This window comes from Rhizobium anhuiense, from assembly GCF_003985145.1.
Classification (GTDB): domain Bacteria; phylum Pseudomonadota; class Alphaproteobacteria; order Rhizobiales; family Rhizobiaceae; genus Rhizobium; species Rhizobium anhuiense.
Genome location: NZ_ML133544.1, coordinates 1 through 16475 on the forward strand (window position 1 = coordinate 1; position 16475 = coordinate 16475).

At 63.0% G+C, this 16475-nt stretch carries 16 protein-coding genes and 1 pseudogene; 12 read left to right on the forward strand and 5 right to left on the reverse strand.

Translation table 11 applies throughout. From position 1 onward, the window contains the following. Positions 1-149 (forward strand): annotated as a pseudogene (locus EEQ99_RS32590) (ThuA domain-containing protein); the annotation flags it as partial. A 161-nt stretch (positions 150-310) separates the two neighbouring features. Continuing rightward, complete coding sequence (locus EEQ99_RS32595) at positions 311-1348, forward strand: Gfo/Idh/MocA family protein (RefSeq protein ID WP_127431828.1); 1038 nt, start codon at positions 311-313, stop codon at positions 1346-1348. A gap of 142 nt (positions 1349-1490) precedes the next feature. Here EEQ99_RS32595 and EEQ99_RS32600 read toward each other — a convergent pair whose 3' ends face one another. The 5 genes from EEQ99_RS32600 to EEQ99_RS32620 form a co-directional block, all read right to left on the reverse strand. Next, a complete protein-coding gene (locus tag EEQ99_RS32600; protein ID WP_028758816.1) occupies positions 1491-1886 on the reverse strand; it encodes a DUF4112 domain-containing protein in 396 nt (131 codons plus the stop codon). 171 nt (positions 1887-2057) lie between these two features. After that, complete coding sequence (locus EEQ99_RS32605) at positions 2058-3131, reverse strand: alcohol dehydrogenase family protein (RefSeq protein WP_127431829.1); 1074 nt, start codon at positions 3129-3131, stop codon at positions 2058-2060. Between the two features lie 13 nt (positions 3132-3144). Continuing rightward, positions 3145-4524 (reverse strand): aspartate aminotransferase family protein, encoded by a 1380-nt coding sequence (locus EEQ99_RS32610; RefSeq protein ID WP_127431830.1) that lies wholly within the window; start codon positions 4522-4524, stop codon positions 3145-3147. A gap of 30 nt (positions 4525-4554) precedes the next feature. Beyond that, the gene (locus EEQ99_RS32615) at positions 4555-6051 is read right to left on the reverse strand and encodes an NAD-dependent succinate-semialdehyde dehydrogenase (RefSeq protein ID WP_127431831.1); all 1497 of its coding nucleotides are present in this window, start codon (positions 6049-6051) and stop codon (positions 4555-4557) included. A gap of 120 nt (positions 6052-6171) precedes the next feature. Continuing rightward, positions 6172-6666 carry an Lrp/AsnC family transcriptional regulator gene (locus EEQ99_RS32620; RefSeq protein ID WP_127431832.1) on the reverse strand — a complete coding sequence of 165 codons (495 nt, stop codon included), beginning with the start codon at positions 6664-6666 and terminating at the stop codon, positions 6172-6174. A gap of 101 nt (positions 6667-6767) precedes the next feature. On the opposite strand from EEQ99_RS32620, the gene ehuR reads away from it, so the two are divergent. From ehuR to doeB, 10 genes are all read left to right on the forward strand, one after another. Then, positions 6768-8153 (forward strand): MocR-like ectoine utilization transcription factor EhuR, encoded by a 1386-nt coding sequence (gene ehuR, locus EEQ99_RS32625; RefSeq protein ID WP_127431833.1) that lies wholly within the window; start codon positions 6768-6770, stop codon positions 8151-8153. A gap of 122 nt (positions 8154-8275) precedes the next feature. After that, positions 8276-9061 carry an ectoine/hydroxyectoine ABC transporter ATP-binding protein EhuA gene (ehuA, locus tag EEQ99_RS32630; RefSeq protein WP_127431834.1) on the forward strand — a complete coding sequence of 262 codons (786 nt, stop codon included), beginning with the start codon at positions 8276-8278 and terminating at the stop codon, positions 9059-9061. A 55-nt stretch (positions 9062-9116) separates the two neighbouring features. Further along, complete coding sequence (gene ehuB / locus EEQ99_RS32635) at positions 9117-9965, forward strand: ectoine/hydroxyectoine ABC transporter substrate-binding protein EhuB (protein WP_047619777.1); 849 nt, start codon at positions 9117-9119, stop codon at positions 9963-9965. 152 nt (positions 9966-10117) lie between these two features. Continuing rightward, positions 10118-10777 (forward strand): ectoine/hydroxyectoine ABC transporter permease subunit EhuC, encoded by a 660-nt coding sequence (ehuC, locus tag EEQ99_RS32640; RefSeq protein WP_047619689.1) that lies wholly within the window; start codon positions 10118-10120, stop codon positions 10775-10777. 4 nt (positions 10778-10781) lie between these two features. Beyond that, positions 10782-11441 (forward strand): ectoine/hydroxyectoine ABC transporter permease subunit EhuD, encoded by a 660-nt coding sequence (gene ehuD, locus EEQ99_RS32645; protein ID WP_097545047.1) that lies wholly within the window; start codon positions 10782-10784, stop codon positions 11439-11441. Positions 11442-11443: 2 nt separating this feature from the next. After that, complete coding sequence (gene eutA / locus EEQ99_RS32650) at positions 11444-12223, forward strand: ectoine utilization protein EutA (RefSeq protein WP_097545049.1); 780 nt, start codon at positions 11444-11446, stop codon at positions 12221-12223. Between the two features lie 4 nt (positions 12224-12227). Then, positions 12228-13229 (forward strand): hydroxyectoine utilization dehydratase EutB, encoded by a 1002-nt coding sequence (gene eutB, locus EEQ99_RS32655; RefSeq protein WP_127431835.1) that lies wholly within the window; start codon positions 12228-12230, stop codon positions 13227-13229. After that, positions 13226-14218 carry an ectoine utilization protein EutC gene (eutC, locus tag EEQ99_RS32660; protein ID WP_127431836.1) on the forward strand — a complete coding sequence of 331 codons (993 nt, stop codon included), beginning with the start codon at positions 13226-13228 and terminating at the stop codon, positions 14216-14218. Before eutB ends, eutC begins: the two co-directional genes overlap by 4 nt. Positions 14219-14250: 32 nt before the next feature. Then, a complete protein-coding gene (doeA, locus tag EEQ99_RS32665; RefSeq protein ID WP_097596214.1) occupies positions 14251-15432 on the forward strand; it encodes an ectoine hydrolase DoeA in 1182 nt (393 codons plus the stop codon). Positions 15433-15439: 7 nt separating this feature from the next. Further along, entirely contained in the window at positions 15440-16447 is a 1008-nt protein-coding gene (gene doeB, locus EEQ99_RS32670; protein WP_047619701.1) for a N(2)-acetyl-L-2,4-diaminobutanoate deacetylase DoeB, read from the forward strand. The last annotated feature ends 28 nt before the right edge of the window (positions 16448-16475 follow it).

Sequence of the window (16475 nt, forward strand, 5' to 3'; positions counted from 1 at the left end):
TGATCAACGGCGTGAAGTGGGCCTATAACCCTGAGGGCTCGTTGACGGGTATCACCGACGCTCCAAATGTGCCGGTAGAAAAAGCACTGGAGCCGATCGTCGAACGCGGCCCGAAACTACACCAAGCTGGCGAAGCCGGTTACCGCTGAGGACCTGAAACACCTTCCTTGGGCGCGGACGCCACGCGTGCGTTCGGCCCGGAAAACGCTGAGCTGACAGCCGTCGCTCACCATTTGGCAGGACCATCTGGCGCTCGTGAAAGACGACGGTTTGGTGCTGATGATTTCGATAAACGACTATGAGGACAAAAATGCGCTTGATCATTCTCGGAACCGGAGGATGGGCAAACACCCATGCCATGAATTTTTCCGAAATCGCCGACGTAAAAATTGTTGCTGCCGTCGATACGGACGAGGTCCGGCTGCGGGCCTTTGCGCTCAGGCATGATATCCCACTTACTTTCACGGCACTTGATGACGCCCTTGCCTGGGGAGAGTTTGACGCCGTGACCAATGTCACGCCGGATCGCGCGCATTATTCCACGACAATGAAGATACTCGGCGCCGGCAAACATGTCCTCTGCGAGAAGCCGCTGGCGGTTAACTACCGCGAAGCTAAAGAGATGGCCGACGCTGCTGCTGCGTCCGGCAAGGTTGCGATGGTAAACCTTACCTATCGCAATGTTGCGCCGCTGCAAGCAGCGCGCAAGATGGTGCTGGACGGACGCCTCGGCGCGATCCGCCACTTCGAAGCGTCCTATCTCCAGAGCTGGCTGGTCTCAAAGGCGTGGGGCGACTGGACCAAGGAATCGCAATGGCTGTGGCGGCTGTCGACAAAGCACGGATCCAATGGCGTGCTGGGCGATGTCGGTATTCATATTCTCGACTTCGCGGTTTTTGCCGCCGGAAGTGACGTCAAGGCAGCCGCATCGCATCTCAAGGTGTTCGACAAGAGCCCTGGAAATCGGATCGGGGAGTACGAGCTCGATGCAAATGACAGTTTCCTGATGATGGCTGAACTCGAAAACGGTGCCGCCGGTGTCATCCACGCAACGCGCTGGGCGACTGGTCATCTGAACGAATTGCGCCTGCGCCTGCATGGAGACAAGGGCGCGCTGGAGGTGGTGCACACGCCGGAAGGTTCGACGCTCAGGGCCTGTGAAGGTCCCGATGCCGACAAGGCAATCTGGCGTAAGATCGAGGTCGAACCGGTCATCACCAATTTCCAGCGATTTGCAAATGCCGTGCAAAAGGGGCAGCCGGATGAGCCTGGTTTCGGCCACGCCGCCAAGCTGCAATTCGTTCTTGATCACGCAGTGAAGACGGCAGGCGTTCTGGCTGAACTGTAAGCGAAGGCGCCGAGCTAGTGCCCACTTTTGCTGGTTGCTCGTCGTCTTAAGGCGACAGCACCGGCTGCGCGGCCTCGTTGGAACCGGCGCCGACAGCTCGCACAAATTCCTCGAAGGGGAAGTTGCAAAGGGACGTCGGCCGTCAGACTCGCCGGTTAAGCTCGTCTTCGCTAATCCCAAAGTGGTCGAGGATGATACCCACGTTTCGGCGATGAGACTTGAAATAGACGTCGAAGAGATCGCCGATCAGGGGAACCGTTCCGCCGGCGGCGTCGATCCCCAGATTGACGGCCATACGGGCGAGCTTGTGGGTGGGAATACCGAGGCGTCTCGCCTCATCGATGATGAAAAGGCCGATCAGGGATCCGGCAATGTCGCCGACGGCCGGGATAAGGCCGAGAATTGAGTCCGCGCCGATACGCACGCCGATGACAGGCAATCGGACTGCGGTATCCATCAGCCGCGCTATGCTGACAGCGCGCCGAATTCGTCCAAGTTCGATAGACGTCAGGTGTTTCGCGCTGGCGGAAGCTGGCATCAGCAGCCTTTTGGCGCGCGCGATCGCGCCGCCCCCTCGAGTAGGGGCGTGGGAGCGATTTGGTCGCATCGCCGCGAAATAGTCCGACGCAACGAAGGGCCGGCGCCATCATGATTTTCCATTGCCGTGAAACGCTGCAAACCCGATAAGGTTCGCCCGCGAAAGCAACGATCATCTCTCGTCGGGAACCACGACCAGTTTGCCGACGAAGTTCTTCGCCATGAAATCGGTCTGCGCGCGATGGAATTCCGACAGTGGATAGACGCCGCCGACGAGAGGCCGGATTTTCCGGCTTTCGATATAGCCGACGATCCGACGGAAGTCGGCGCGGCTGCCCTGGCTCGAGCCATGCAGTTCCAGCTGCTTCAGATACATGGTCCGCAAATCGAGCTGGACGACCGGGCCGGCGATGGCGCCAGCCGTCGAGTAGCGGCCTTCTGGACGCAGGATCTTCAGCAGGTCGTTGAACAGCGGTCCGCCGACGAGATCGGCGACCACATCGATCGGCTGGCCGTGGCTGGCGGCATGGACGGCTTCGACCAGGTCGCCCTTGCCGCGGGTCACCACCGCCTCGGCGCCGATATCGAGCATCGCCCCCTCCTTGCCGGGACCTGCGACGGCGATCGGGATCGCGCCGCGAGCGCGCGCGAGCTGGATGATCGCCGAGCCGACGCCGCCTGAAGCGCCGGTCACGAGCACGCGTTCGCCGGCCGACAGCCTTGCCCGTTCCAGCATGCGCTCGCCAGTCAGATAGGCGCAGCAGAAAGTGGCGAGTTCGATGTCGGTCAGATCGGTTGCGACGACATGGGCATTCTCAGCCGGCAGCGCCATATATTCGGCATAACCGCCGTCGCGGCCATGGCCCATGTAATCGATGTCGGCGAGGCTGTCGTCGTCCCGGTTGTAGATCGAAAAGTCGACCATGACGCGTTCACCGATACGTTTGGGATCAACGCCGGCGCCGACGGCGACGATATGACCGACCGTATCGGTGCCCTGGATGCGTGGAAACGTCAGCGTGTTGCCTTGCCTTCGCCACGTGGAGACCGCCGATGGATCGTCCTCGGTGCCGTAGGCGCCCTGGCGCACCCAGACGTCGGTATTGTTCATGCCGCAGGCCGTGACACGGATCAGAACCTCGCCATCGGCGGGCGTCGGGACGGGCACGTCCCTGTCATAGACGAGCTTGTCCAGACCGCCATGGTCGGTGAGCAAGACGGCTGCCATCTTTTCGGGGATCGTCATACCGATCTGCTCCTCAGATATTCTTGAAGACAGTTTCGATGGCGTCCGCTGCGGCCTTGACCACAATGTCGGCCTCCTCGCGCGTCAGGCAAAGCGGCGGGGCGAAGCCGAGGATATCGCCTTGCGGCATGGCGCGGCCGATGACGCCGCGTTCGAGCAGGGCGGATGCGACCTGAGGGCCGATCTTGCGGCCGGCATCGAAGAACGTGCTGTCGTCCTTGTCCTCGACGAATTCGATGGCCGCCATCAGCCCGTCACCGCGGACTTCGCCGACGTTGCGGTGGCCGCCGACCGCCTTTTCCAGTTCCGAACGGAAATAGGCGCCGGTCGTGCCGGCATTCTCGACAATGCCGAGTTCGTCGATCAGTTCGAGATTGGCAATGCCTGCCGCAGCACAGGTCGGATGGGCGGAATAGGTCCAGCCGTGACCGATCGCCCCCAGTTGATCGGACCCCTGTATCAGGACTTGCCACATCTTGTTCGAGACGATCGTGCCCGAAAGGGGAGCGTAGGCCGAGGTCAGCCCCTTGGCGATGGTGATCAGGTCCGGCTTCATGCCGTAATGGTCCGAGCCGAACATCGTGCCGAGACGGCCGAAGCCGGTGACCACTTCATCCGCGACGAGCAGGATGTCATATTTGTCGAGCACGGCCTGGATCTTCTGCCAGTAGCCGTTCGGCGGAGGCACGATGCCGCCGGTCCCAAGGATGGGTTCGCCGATGAAGGCGGCGATCGTTTCCGGGCCTTCGGTGATGATCATCTCCTCGAGCTTGTCGGCGCAATATTGCGAGAACTGCTCTTCGCTCATCGACCGGTCAGGGCGGCGGAAATAATAGGGCGCTTCGGTGTGCAGCACCGGTGCGCGCGGCAGGTCGAAGGCGTTGTGAAAGAGCGCCAGGCCGGTGAGGCTGCCGGTCATGACGCCGGAGCCGTGATAACCGCGCCAGCGCGAGATGATCTTCTTCTTGTCCGGACGGCCGAGGATGTTGTTGTAGTACCAGATGAGCTTGATGTTGGTCTCGTTGGCATCCGAGCCCGACAGACCGAAATAGACGCGGCTCATGCCGGCGGGCGCGCGGTCGATGATCATCTTCGACAGCGTAATCGAAGCTTCCGTGCCGTGGCCGACATAGGCGTGGTAATAGGCGAGGTTCTTCGCCTGCTCCGCGATCGCGTCGGCGATCTTCTGGCGGCCGTAGCCGACATTGACGCAATAGAGGCCGGCAAAGGCGTCGAGGCTTTTGCGGCCCGTCGTGTCGGTGATGTAGACGCCTTCGCCGCCGGCGATGACACGGGTCGGCGTCTCGCCGCGGGCATGCGCGCCCATATGGGTCGATGGGTGGAAGAAATGATCGCGGTCCCAGGCGGTGAGTTCGTTGCTTCTGTCGAGCATGTCGTAGCCTCTTTCTTGAAATGGAGCGGCTCAGGCGGCCGTGTCGATGCAGAGATATTTGAGCTCGGTGAAGGCCTCGAGCCCGTGGCGGGAGCCCTCGCGGCCGAGGCCGGACTGCTTCCAGCCGCCGAAGGGAATAGGCCCGCCGGTGATCTTGACGCGGTTGATCGCCACCATGCCGTATTCCAGCGCGCGGCCGAGCCGCAGCTGGCGGGCGCCATTTTCCGTGACGACATAGGCGACCAGACCACATTCGGTATCGTTGGCGCGGGCGATGACCTCTTCCTCCGTGTCGAAGGTGGCAACCGCCGCCACCGGCCCGAAGGTCTCCTCGCGCATGACCAGCGCATCCGCCGGCACGTCGGTCAGCAGCGTCGGCTCGTAAAAGAGCCGGCCTGTCGTGTGGCGTTTGCCGCCGGTGACCAGCTGTGCGCCACGCGCCAGCGCGTCGGAGACCTGCTCCTCGACCTTGGCGACGGCGCGTTCATGCATCAGCGGCCCGATCTCGGCGCCATCCTCGAGCCCCGCACCGAGCTTCAGTTCGGCAATGCGGTCTGCAAAGGCTTTGGTGAAGGCATCGGCGATGCGCCGCTGGACGAAAATGCGGTTGGCGGCGAGGCAATCCTGGCCTGACGTGGCAAACTTGGCGTTGACGGCGATCTCGACCGCCTTTGATATGTCGGCGTCATCGAAGATGATCAGCGGGGCGTGGCCGCCGAGTTCCATCACCAGCCGCTTCAGGGTCGGCGCGCACTGGGCGGCGATCAGACGTCCGATGCCGGTGGAGCCAGTGAAGCTCATGGCACGCAGGCGGATGTCGGCGCACATCCGCCCGACGATCGTTGCGGCGTGGCCGGTGACGACATTGAAGACGCCGGCCGGAATACCGGCGCGTTCGCCGAGCTCGGCAAGGGCAAGTGCTGAAAGCGGCGTCTCGGAGGAGGGGTGAGCAACGACCGCGCAACCGGCGGCGAGCGCGGCCGCAGCCTTTCGGGTGAGCATGGCAGAGGGAAAATTCCAGGGCGTGACGATGCCGACGACGCCGAGCGCCTCGCGGCGAACGATCATTTCCGCGTCGGGCAGGTGGCTGGTGACGCTCTCGGCGTTCAGCCGCTTGCCTTCCTCGGCATACCATTCGACGAAGGAGGCGGCGTAATCGATCTCGCCGCGTGATTCCGCGAGCGGTTTGCCCTGTTCGAGCGTCATGATCAGGGCCAGATCCTCCCTGGCCGCGAGCATCAGCTCAAACCATTTGCGCAGGATCGCCGCGCGGCTCTGCGGCAGCATTGCGCGCCAGGCGGCGAAAGCTTGCGACGCTGCATCGATTGCCACCGCCGTCTCGTCTGCGCCAAGGCTTGCCACCCAGGCCAGCGTCGCCGACGAGGCGGGATCGGTGACCTCGAAGCTTTTCCCTGATTTGCCGGCGACCCATCGGCCGCCGACATAGGCCAGATCGCGCAGGAGATGACGGTCGGCGAGCCGAGCCAGCGCGTCATGGTAGGCGGGGCGGGCAAAAACAGCGCTCATGTCCAATCTCCTCGTGGCGGTTGACGTCAGTCTTCCACGGGAGCTGGCGAGAGATTGTCTGTTGGCGGATGCAAAAAGAGAGAGATGGTCTAAAGAACGGCGGCCTGGCAGAGAGATTGTCTACGACGCGGTCTCTTCGCCGGCCGCAGTGAACGAAGAGATCGGAAGGACTGTTTCCTCCTTCACCGTCTTGGTGACGATGTAGGTGAAGTAGCGGTCGATGCCGAGTTCGCGGTCGAGAAGCCCGTCGACCAGCCGCTGATAGGCGTCGATATCGGGTGCGATGATCTTCAGGATGTAATCGACGCCGCCGCCGACCGACCAGCAGGCGACGATCTCCGGGATTGCGCTGATGGCGCGTTCGAAGCGTTCGAAATCCGCCTGGCGATGATTGGCGAGCGTCACTTCCATCATCACGCTGGCGACCGGCGCGATGCGTCGTGGCGCGACGCGTGCGTGATAACCGGTGATAACACCGGCCTTTTCGAGTTTGCGCAGCCGCATCCAGCAGGGCGTCGGCGACAGTCCGGCCTTTTCGGCCAGCGCCAGCTTGGTGATGCGGCCGTCGCGCTGGACGGCGTCGAGAATGCGCAGGTCGATGGCGTCGAGCTTCATGGTGCTTTCTTTAGAAAGAAATCATTTCAAACGCAGGGAAAAGACAATGGAAGCGCATTTTGGCATTGTCAATTGAACTGATTTTCAGCAGTGTTGAAATCATGACAAAGTGGCGCCCCGATCCCTCGCAACTCCGCCGGCCGGCCTATCTCTCGCTTGCCGAGCAGATCGCAAACGCGATCACAGACGGCAAGCTCTCCGACGGCACGCAATTGCCGCCGCACCGCAAGATGGCGGATGATCTGCATCTCTCGGTGCAGACGGTCAGCCGCGCCTATGACGAGCTGATCCGGCGGGGGCTGATATCAGGCGAGATTGGACGCGGCAGCTTCGTCCAGACGCGCCCGCGCGAGCCGGAACCGCCCTACCTGCCGGAACGGCTGGGCGAGCTGATCGATCTGTCGATCCTGAAACCGGTCTGCGAGCAGATCCATCTGGAAAGGCTGCGGCAGGCCTTCGGCTGGCTTTCGGAAAACCTGCCCTCCAGTTCGGCCCTTTCCTTCAGGCCGAACATGGTGTTTCCGCGCCACCGTACCGTCGCCACGGAATGGCTGGCGCGCTGCGGGCTGGAGGTATCGCCGCTGAACATCAGCCTGACGAACGGTGCGACGTCGGGCATGACGGTGGCGCTGATGAGCGTTGCCCCGCCCGGCTCGACGATTGCGACCGAAGCGATCAGCCACCATACGCTGGTTCCGCTCGCCACCTATCTCGGTCTGCATCTCGAAGGGCTGGCGATCGATGAGGAGGGCATGATCCCCGAGGCGCTGGATGAAGCCTGTCGGAAGGGACCGATCCGGGCAATTTTCCTGCAGCCCTCGGTGATCAATCCGATGGCGGCGCTGATGAGCGCGGAGCGCAGGCAGGCGCTCGCCACCGTCGCCGCCAAGCATGATATCGCGATCATCGAAAACGATATTCTCGGCCCGATGGTCGAGAACCGCGCGCCGCCGATGGCAGCCTTTGCGCCGGAGCGGACACTGTACGTCACGAGTTTCACCAAGATCACCGTTCCGGGTCTGCGGATCGGCTATCTCACCGCGCCCGACCGCTATGTCGCCGCCGTCGCCAACCGGCATCTCGTGTCCAACTGGATGGCGACGCCTGCCATGGCCGAGATCGCCACCCGCTGGGTCGGCGATGGCACGGCAATGGAACTCGTCAACTGGCAGCGCCGTGCGCTTTTGAGCCGGCACGCGATCGCGGCGGAGATGTTGGCCGGGCTTCCCTACCGGGCGCATCCGCAAAGCCTGCACGTCTGGCTGCCGCTCTCCGGCAATCATACGGAGGATGGGTTCGTATCGCAGGCAAGACTGCGCGGGGTGGCGATCGCGCCCGGCAAATCCTTCCATACCACCGATCAGGGCTGGACGCCGGCTGTGCGCATCTCGCTTGGTTCGACGACGGAAAGCGAGTTGCGGACCGGGCTTGGGATCGTCGCCTCATTGGCGCAAGGCAATCCGGAAGAGCTGCTGCTTGCGATCTGACGCAACTGCCTTGCGTTTGGGCATACGCAGAATAATTGTCATGATATTATTTTACGAATTGACATGATTTTGGTGGGCAGTCATCGTTAGGACATTGCTTGTCTCAACAGGGAGAGACATGAATGCTTCCGCCCATCATCCGCATCGACAACATCGTCAAGAAATACGGCCCACTGACCGTACTCGACAGCCTGTCGATGAATGTCATGCCGGGCGAGAAGCTGGCGCTGATCGGGCCGTCGGGCTCCGGCAAGACGACGATCCTGCGCATTCTGATGACGCTGGAGACGATCAGCGGCGGCCATATCGAGGTCGACGGCGAACAGCTCTACCATATGCCCGGCAGCAGTGGGCTGGTGCCGGCCGATGAGCGGCATCTGCACCGCATGCGCGAAAAGATCGGCATGGTCTTTCAACATTTCAATCTGTTCCCGCACAAATGCGTGCTCGACAATGTGACGCTGGCGCCGATGCTGACCAAGGGCATCAAGCGGCCGCAGGCCGAAAAACGGGCTATGGAGCTTCTCGACATGGTCGGCCTGGCCGACAAGGCGAGAAGTGTTCCGGCGCAGCTTTCTGGCGGGCAGAAGCAGCGCGTTGCTATTGCCCGAGCGCTGGCGCTGTCGCCGAAGATCATGCTGTTCGACGAGGTGACCTCGGCGCTCGACCCGGAGCTGGTCGAGGAGGTGCTGAACGTCATGCGGCGGCTGGCGTCCGAGACCGATATGACCATGCTTCTCGTCACCCATGAAATGGGCTTTGCCCATGATTTCGCCGACCGTGTCCTGTTCTTCGACCGCGGCAAGATCGTCGAGGAAGGCAAGCCGGGCGACATCTTTCGCAATCCGACGCAGGAGAGGACGCAGACCTTCCTGCGCAAGATCATTGCGGCGGGGCACCGCGTCTGAGCTCAGACATTGCCCGCAAGAACAAACTCAAGGAAAATCAGAGGAGTTGGGAACGATGAAAGCAGGATATTTTTTGAGCGCCGCCAGCCTGTCGGTGCTTCTGGTTGCAGCAGCTGCCCCGGCCTCGGCTGCCGATGACAAGCTCGAGCAGCTGAAGGAGCAGGGCTTTGCGCGTATTGCCATTGCCAACGAACCGCCGTTCACCGCCGTCGGCGCCGATGGCAAGGTGTCCGGCGCCGCACCCGATGTGGCGCGCGCCATCTTCGAAAAGCTCGGCGTCAAGGAAGTCGTCGCCTCGATTTCGGAATATGGCGCGATGATCCCCGGCCTGCAGGCCGGCCGCCACGATGCGATCACCGCGGGCCTCTTCATGAAGCCCGAGCGTTGCGCCGCCGTCGCCTATTCCGAACCGATCCTCTGCGACGCCGAAGCTTTCGCTCTCAAGAAGGGCAATCCGCTGAAACTGACCAGCTACAAGGACATCGCCGACAATCCGGACGCCAAGATCGGCGCGCCGGGCGGCGGGACCGAGGAGAAGCTGGCGCTTGAGGCCGGCGTGCCGCGCGACCGCGTCATCGTTGTTCCGGATGGCCAGAGCGGCATCAAGATGCTGCAGGACGGCCGCATCGACGTCTACTCGCTGCCGGTCCTGTCGATCCATGACCTGATGGCCAAGGCGAACGATCCGAACCTCGAAACCGTCGCTCCGGTCGTCAATGCGCCGGTCTATTGCGATGGCGCTGCATTCCGCAAGCAGGACGTCGCCCTGCGCGACGCCTTCGACGTCGAGCTGAAGAAGCTGAAGGAATCGGGCGAATTCGCCAAGATCATCGAGCCCTACGGCTTCTCGGCCAAGGCCGCGATGTCGACGAGCCGCGAAAAGCTCTGCGCCGCGGCGAAGTAATCGTGGCAGCCGGCCATGCCATCGGCATGGCCGGGTTGTCCCCGAACGATCTCCTAAAGCGTGTTGCGCTTTAGGTCCTTGTTTTTACGCATGTCGTCATCGCAAAACCGCTGCACAGTTTTGCGCGGCATGCTCTAGGAAGTGAGTTGCCGATGTCGGTATGGTCCGGCTATCTGACACTGATCCTTGAGGGCGCCCTGGTGACGCTCGAACTGACGGTCATGGGGTCTGCGCTGGCACTGGTGATGGCCTTCCTGGCGGGCCTCGGCCGGCTGTCGCGCTTCTTCGCCGTGCGGGCTCTGGCGACGGCCTATATCGAATTCTTCCGCGGCACCTCGATCTTCGTCCAGCTTTTCTGGGTCTATTTTGTGCTGCCTTTTGCGGGTTTGACCCTGACGCCGCTGCAGGCGGGCGTGCTGGCGCTCGGGCTGAATGTCGGTGCCTATGCGGCGGAGGTGGTGCGCGGCGCCGTCAAGGCCGTCGGGCGCGAACAGTCGGAAGCCTGCATCGCGCTTAACCTGTCGCGATACCAGCGCATGCGCCACGTCATCCTGCCGCAGGCGCTGCCGCTGATGCTGCCGACCTTCTGCAACAATGCGATCGAACTTCTCAAAGGCACGGCCGTCGTGTCGCTGATCTCGCTGACGGATATGACGTTCCAGGCGCAGGTCGTGCGGGCGCAGACCGGCAATACGCTGGTGCCCTTCGCGACGATCCTCATCCTCTATTTTCTCATGGCCTCGGCGATCTCCGCGACGATGCGCTGGCTGGAGCGGCGTATGGCGCGCAGCCTCGACGGCATAAGGACCTGATCGGATGGAATGGGATTGGGACTTCGTCTGGCAGATCATGCCGACCCTTCTCGAAGGGTTCCAGATCACCATTCTCGCGACCATCCTCGGCGCTGCCGTCGCGATGATCGTTGGCCTGGCTCTTGCGATTGCCCGGCGATCACCGGTCGCCGGCGTGTCCCGCACGGTCGGCTTCGTCTCGGAATTCATCCGCGGCACGCCGCTGCTGGTGCAGCTCTATTTCATCTTCTACGTGCTGCCCGATATCGGCATTCGGCTGGCGCCGCTGGTCGCAGGCGTGATCGGTATGGGCATTCACTATGCGACCTATACCGCCGAGGTCTATCGCGCCGGCATCGAGAATGTGCCGCGCGGACAATGGGAGGCGGCCAAGGCCACAAATCTGACGACGCGCCAGGCATGGATCCACGTGGTCCTGCCGCAGGCGATCCCGCCGATGATCCCGGCACTCGCCAATTATTTCATCGCCATGTTCAAGGAGACGCCGCTGCTTTCGGCGATCACCGTGCTCGAACTGATGAACCAGGCCAAGAGCATCGCCAACAGCAACTACCGCTACATCGAACCGATGACGCTGGTCGGCGTCTTCTTCCTCGTCATCAGCCTGATCTCCGTAGTGGGATTGCGCTGGCTTGAGGAACGCTACGCCAGGATGGATGACTGACCATGACCGTAGAGATTGAGATCATCCCTGCCGGCAGGCTGCCGCGACTGGAGAATCGGCCGCTGGAAAAGCGCATCGGCCTGATCATCCTCGCGACCGACCACACGACGGAAGTCGACTTCCAGCGCATGGTCGCCAGCGATCGCCTCGGCGTCTATGTCAGCCGCATCCACTACGCCAATCCGGTCACGGCCGAAAACCTCCTGAGGATGCAGCCGTCGCTGACGCAAGGCGCGGCACTGATCCTGCCGGACGAGGCGCTCGATGCCATCGTCTATTCCTGCACCTCCGCCTCGGTGGTGATCGGCGATCGCAACATCGAGGCGGCGATCCATGCGGCCAAGCCCGGGATTCCCGTCGTGACGCCGACGGCGGCCGCCGTGAAAGGTCTGAAAGCGCTTGGCGCCAGACGGATCTCGGTGCTGACGCCCTATACGGTCGAGACCAGTCGGCCGATGGCGGACTATTTTTCGGATCTCGGTTTTGCGATTGACCGCTTCACCTGTCTCGGCCTGACCGATGATCGCGAGATGGCGCGGATCGCACCGGAGGAGATCCTTGCCTTTGCGCGCCAGGCGCTGGCGCCGCAATCGGACGCGCTGTTCATCTCCTGTACGGCGGTGCGCGCAGCCCAGGTCGCTGCCCGCATCGAAAGTGAGACCGGCAAGCCGGTGGTGACCAGCAATCTGGCGACGGCCTGGTCCTGTCTGAGGCTTTGCGGCGATGATCGGGCGCGGCCCGAACTCGGTCAGTTGATGACCAAGTCCTATTGGGAAGGCTGAGATCATGGTGAGCACCTTGCCCGTTTCGCTGGAGGACATCCGTGCGGCGGCGCGACGGATTGCCGGCCGCGTGACCACCACTCCGATGGTGCAGTCCGCGTCGCTTGGCGAATTGGCCGGCGTGCCAGTGCATCTCAAGCTCGAACATCATCAGACGACCGGCAGCTTCAAGCTCCGTGGGGCGACCAATGCGGTGCTGTCCTTGTCGCCGGCGCAGCGCTTACGTGGCGTCGTCGCAGCCTCGACCGGAAATCACGGCCGTGCGCTTGCCTATGCGGCAAAGGCCGAAGGTGCCGTTGCGACCATCTGCATGTCGCGGCTGGTGCCGGAGAACAAGGTTTCGGAGATCCGCCGTCTCGGCGCCGATGTCCGCATCGTCGGCGTATCGCAGGACGAGGCGCAGCAGGAAGTCGACCGGTTGGTCCGCGAGGAAGGGTTGGTGATGGTGCCGCCCTTCGACCATCCCGATGTCGTGGCCGGGCAGGGGACGCTGGGGCTTGAAATCATCGACGACTTGCCGGAGGCGGCGAGCGTGCTGGTGCCGCTCTCAGGCGGCGGCCTTGCGGCGGGGGTTGCGGCCGCGGTCAAAGCCATCAGTCCGACGACCAAAGTGATCGGCCTGACCATGGAGAAGGGTGCCGCGATGAAGGCAAGCCTCGATGCCGGGCAGCCGGTGCAGGTCGAGGAAGTGGCGAGCCTTGCCGACTCGCTCGGCGGCGGCATTGGTCTCGACAACCGCGTCACCTTTGCCATGTGCCGCGAACTTCTCGACGACGTCATCCTGCTGACCGAGACGGAAATCGCCGCCGGCATGCGCCATGTCTATGCCTGCGAACGCCAGGTCGTCGAAGGCGCGGGCGCGGTCGGTATCGCCGCGCTGCTTGCCGGAAAAATCAGGGGCAGCGGTCCCATCGTCGCGATCTTGTCCGGGGCGAATGTCGACATGGGTCAGCACCTGCGGGTGATCAACGGGACGCAGCCGCTCTACGGCGAGGAGGGGCCATGAGCCGGATGATCATTCTTACGGAAGCGGAACTGAGGAAGGTCATCGGGCTTGATCGAGATGCGGTCGCCTGCGTCGAGGAGGCTTTCGCAGCGCTTGCGACCAAGGCCGTCGCCATGCCCCCGATCCTGCGGCTCGACATTCCGGAATATCGGGGCGAAGTCGATGTGAAGACGGCCTATGTGCCCGGCATCGAGGGCTTCGCGATCAAGATCAGCCCCGGTTTCTTCGACAACCCCCAGATCGGCCTGCCGAGCACCAACGGCATGATGGTGCTGCTGTCGAGCCGGACCGGACTGGTGCAGGCACTGCTGCTGGACAACGGCTATCTCACCGACGTGCGCACCGCAGCAGCCGGCGCTGTCGCGGCGCAACATCTGTCGCGCCAAAATGCGTCCGTGGCCACGATCTTCGGCGCCGGTATGCAGGCGCGGCTGCAGCTCGAAGCGCTGACGCTGGTGCGGCCGATCCGCGAAGCAAGGATATGGGCGCGCGATGCCGCCAAGGCGCAAGCCACGGCTGCGGAATTGGCCGGAAAACTCGGCTTTCCCGTAATCGCGACATCGGACGCCAGGGGAGCAGTGACCGGCGTCGACCTCATCGTCACCACCACGCCGTCGGAAATGCCGATCATCAAGGCGGGGTGGCTGGAACCCGGACAGCATCTGACGGCCATGGGCTCGGATGCCGAACACAAGAACGAGATCGATCCGGCCGCCATCGCCGGTGCCGGCCTCTACGTCGCCGACAGCCTGAAGCAGACACGGCGCCTCGGCGAGCTGCATCATGCAATCGATGCCGGCCTAGTCGCGGCCGATGCGGTCTTCGCCGAACTCGGCCAGATCGTCGCCGGCCGGGCGCCGGGGCGGACGAGCAACGACCAGATCACCATTGCGGACCTGACCGGGACCGGCATTCAGGACACCGCCATCGCCACCCTCGCCTTTGCCCGAGCCGGCGCGGCGAAGGCCGGGACCACGTTCGAAAGCTGACCGGCGCGGCGCCGGAAAAGAAGGGAAGAGACATGACCCAGCCCAACCTCAAATTCTCGCTCGGCGAATATGCCGCGCGGCTGGAAAAGACACGGCGTGCCATGGAGGCGAAGGGCGTCGACCTGCTGATCGTCAGCGACCCGTCGAACATGGCCTGGCTCACCGGCTATGATGGCTGGTCCTTCTATGTGCACCAGGCGGTGATCGTGCCGCCACAGGGAGAGCCGATCTGGTTCGGCCGCGGCCAGGATGCCAACGGCGCCAAGTTCACCGCCTATCTGAAGCATGACAACATCATTGGCTATCCCGATCACTATGTGCAATCGACCGAACGCCATCCGATGGATTATCTCTCGGGCATCTTGACCGAACGCGGCTTCGGCAAGCTGACGATCGGCGTCGAGATGGACAATTACTGGTTCTCGGCGGCGGCCTTCGCGGCGCTGCAGAAGCACCTGCCGAATGCGCGCTTCGTCGATACGACCGCCCTCGTCAACTGGCAGCGCGCGGTCAAGAGCGAGACCGAAATCAAGTATATGCGCAATGCCGCCCGCATCGTCGAGGCGATGCATGCCCGCATCTTCGACAAGATCGAGGTCGGCATGCGCAAATGCGATCTGGTCGCGGAAATCTATGATGCCGGCACCCGCGGCGTCGACGGCATCGGCGGCGATTATCCGGCGATCGTGCCGCTGCTGCCGTCTGGCGTCGAAGCATCCGCACCGCATCTGACCTGGGACGACCGGCCGATGAAGACGGGCGAGGGCACCTTCTTCGAGATCGCCGGCTGCTACAACCGTTATCACCTGCCGCTGTCGCGCACCGTCTTCCTCGGCAAGCCGACGCAGGCCTTTCTCGATGCCGAAAAGGCGACGCTGGAGGGCATGGAGGCCGGTCTTGCGGTCGCCAGACCCGGCAATAGCTGCGAGGATATCGCCAACGCCTTCTTCGCGGTGCTGAAAAAATACGGCATCGTCAAGGACAACCGCACCGGTTACCCGATCGGCCTTTCCTATCCGCCGGACTGGGGCGAGCGCACCATGAGCCTGCGACCGGGCGACCGGACGGAACTGAAGCCCGGCATGACCTTCCATTTCATGACCGGCCTCTGGCTCGACGACATGGGCTTCGAGACGACCGAGAGCATCCTCATCACCGAGAGCGGTGTCGAGTGCTTCGCGAACGTGCCGCGCAGGCTGATGGTCAAGGATTGAGGCTGCGATGACAGAGATTGGCTTGCGACCGTCGCCGATCAGCGCGACGGTCAATTTCGCCGCCGAGGGCGTCCAGCACGGCTTCCTGCGGTTGCCCTACAGCCGCGACGATTCCGCCTGGGGATCGGTGATGGTGCCGATAACGGTCATCAGGAACGGCAAGGGGTCAACGGCTCTTCTGACCGGCGGCAATCACGGCGACGAGTATGAAGGACCGATCGCGCTCTTCGATCTTGCCCGCACGCTGAAAGCCGAGGAGGTGAGCGGCACTGTCATCATCGTGCCGGCCATGAATTATCCGGCATTCCAGGCGGGAACCAGGACCTCGCCGATCGACAGGGGCAACATGAACCGCAGCTTCCCGGGCCGGCCGGACGGCACGGTGACGGAGAAAATCGCCGACTATTTCCAGCGGGTGCTTCTGCCGATGGCGGATCTCGTCCTCGACTTCCATTCCGGCGGCAAGACGCTCGATTTTCTGCCGTTCTGCGCGGCTCACATCCTGGCGAACAAGCAACAGGAGAAAAAGGCCTTCGAATTGGTGACGGCCTTTGCAGCTCCCTATTCGATGAAGATGCTCGAGATCGACGCGATCGGCATGTACGACACCGCGGCCGAGGAGATGGGCAAGATCTTCATCACCACGGAACTCGGCGGCGGCGGCACCGCCACGGCCAAAAGTGCGGCGATTGCCAAACGCGGCACCATCAACGTGCTGCGCCATGCGGGGATCGTCGCGGGCGCCGTCGAGACCGGCCCGACGAGCTGGCTCGATATGCCGGACGGCCGCTGCTTCTCTTTCGCAGAGGAGGGCGGGTTGATCGAGCCTGTCATTGATCTCGGTGAAGCCGTGGCCGAAGACGCCGTCGTCGCGCGCATCCATCCGATCGGCCGGACCGGAATGGCGCCCCGCGAGATCCGCGCCGGCATGAACGGCATTCTCTGTGCCCGGCATTTCCCGGGGCTGGTCAAAGCAGGCGACTGCGTTGCCGTCGTGGCGATCGTTACGGACTGAGGTGGGAAGGGCCCGGCCCTTCCCTTTG

Coding starts and splice junctions, on each gene's coding strand:
- ehuC (WP_047619689.1), top strand. CDS start 10,118: ATGTCGGTATGGTCCGGCTATCTGACACTGATCCTTGAGGGCGCCCTG.
- ehuR (WP_127431833.1), top strand. CDS start 6,768: ATGACAAAGTGGCGCCCCGATCCCTCGCAACTCCGCCGGCCGGCCTAT.
- eutB (WP_127431835.1), top strand. CDS start 12,228: ATGGTGAGCACCTTGCCCGTTTCGCTGGAGGACATCCGTGCGGCGGCG.
- EEQ99_RS32600 (WP_028758816.1), bottom strand. CDS start 1,886: ATGCCAGCTTCCGCCAGCGCGAAACACCTGACGTCTATCGAACTTGGA.
- doeA (WP_097596214.1), top strand. CDS start 14,251: ATGACCCAGCCCAACCTCAAATTCTCGCTCGGCGAATATGCCGCGCGG.
- EEQ99_RS32610 (WP_127431830.1), bottom strand. CDS start 4,524: ATGCTCGACAGAAGCAACGAACTCACCGCCTGGGACCGCGATCATTTC.
- eutC (WP_127431836.1), top strand. CDS start 13,226: ATGAGCCGGATGATCATTCTTACGGAAGCGGAACTGAGGAAGGTCATC.
- EEQ99_RS32605 (WP_127431829.1), bottom strand. CDS start 3,131: ATGACGATCCCCGAAAAGATGGCAGCCGTCTTGCTCACCGACCATGGC.
- ehuD (WP_097545047.1), top strand. CDS start 10,782: ATGGAATGGGATTGGGACTTCGTCTGGCAGATCATGCCGACCCTTCTC.
- doeB (WP_047619701.1), top strand. CDS start 15,440: ATGACAGAGATTGGCTTGCGACCGTCGCCGATCAGCGCGACGGTCAAT.
- EEQ99_RS32620 (WP_127431832.1), bottom strand. CDS start 6,666: ATGAAGCTCGACGCCATCGACCTGCGCATTCTCGACGCCGTCCAGCGC.
- EEQ99_RS32595 (WP_127431828.1), top strand. CDS start 311: ATGCGCTTGATCATTCTCGGAACCGGAGGATGGGCAAACACCCATGCC.
- eutA (WP_097545049.1), top strand. CDS start 11,444: ATGACCGTAGAGATTGAGATCATCCCTGCCGGCAGGCTGCCGCGACTG.
- ehuB (WP_047619777.1), top strand. CDS start 9,117: ATGAAAGCAGGATATTTTTTGAGCGCCGCCAGCCTGTCGGTGCTTCTG.
- EEQ99_RS32615 (WP_127431831.1), bottom strand. CDS start 6,051: ATGAGCGCTGTTTTTGCCCGCCCCGCCTACCATGACGCGCTGGCTCGG.
- ehuA (WP_127431834.1), top strand. CDS start 8,276: ATGCTTCCGCCCATCATCCGCATCGACAACATCGTCAAGAAATACGGC.